General features: G+C 70.2%; 1 protein-coding gene. It reads left to right on the top strand.

All coding sequences use genetic code 11. The annotated features are described in order from the left end of the window. Window positions 1-920, top strand: a 920-nt coding sequence (locus tag ABD283_RS14320) for an IS1380 family transposase (protein ID WP_344225603.1), incomplete at both ends; no start/stop codon positions are given.

The raw sequence follows: 920 nt of genomic DNA, 5'->3' as shown, positions 1-920 counted from the left end.
GCTACCAGAAGCAGGGTTCCGGGTACGGGTACTCCGGGGTCCGTGGGCTCAACGCCCTGTTGGCCACCGCCAGCACCGAGACCGCGGCCCCGGTGATCCTGGGTCAGCGGCTGCGCCGCGGTTCGGTCGGCTCCCCGCGCGGGGCCTCGAGGCTGGTCGGGGATTCGCTGGCCATCCTCAAGCGATTGGTGCCGGCGGCCGGCGCCCGGGTGCTGGTCCGGGCCGACTCCGCTTTCTATGGGCATGCCACCGTGGCCGCCGCGCTCACCGCCGGGGCGGAGGTGTCGGTGACCGTGAAGATGGACAAGGCCGTCAAGGCCGCTATCGCCGGCATCGACGAGAAAGCGTGGACCGGCATCAGGTACCCGCAGGCGATCTTCGACGAGGACACCGGCACGTGGATCTCCAAGGCGGAGGTGGCCGAGGTCCCCTTCACCGCGTTCACCTCAAGGAAGAAAACCGAACGGGTCCCCGGTCGACTGGTGGTGCGCCGAATCCCCGAGCTGAACCCCCAGGACACGGACCAGCCGACACTGTTCGACACCCACCGGTTCCACGCCTTCTTCACCACCACCGACCCGGAGGTGCTGGACACGGTGACCGCGGACCAGACCCACCGGGGCCACGCGGTCATCGAGCAGGTCAACGCCGATTTGAAGGACAGCGCCCTGGCCCACCTGCCCTCCGGCCGTTTCGGGGCCAACGGCGCCTGGCTGGTCTGCGCGGTGATGGCCTACAACCTCACCCGCACCGCCGGGATCCTCGCTGCCGGACCGTTCGCCCGGGCCCGGACCGGGACCATCCGGGCCAGGCTCGTGAATCTGCCAGCCCGGATCGCCTCCAGCGCCCGCAGGATCCGCATCCGCCTGCCCCAGGCATGGCCCTGGCAACAGGGATTCGAGCGGCTCTTCACCGCCGTC

This window comes from Kocuria atrinae (genome assembly GCF_039531425.1).
Lineage (GTDB): Bacteria > Actinomycetota > Actinomycetes > Actinomycetales > Micrococcaceae > Kocuria > Kocuria atrinae.
This window is presented reverse-complemented; position numbering and strand designations above follow the sequence as displayed.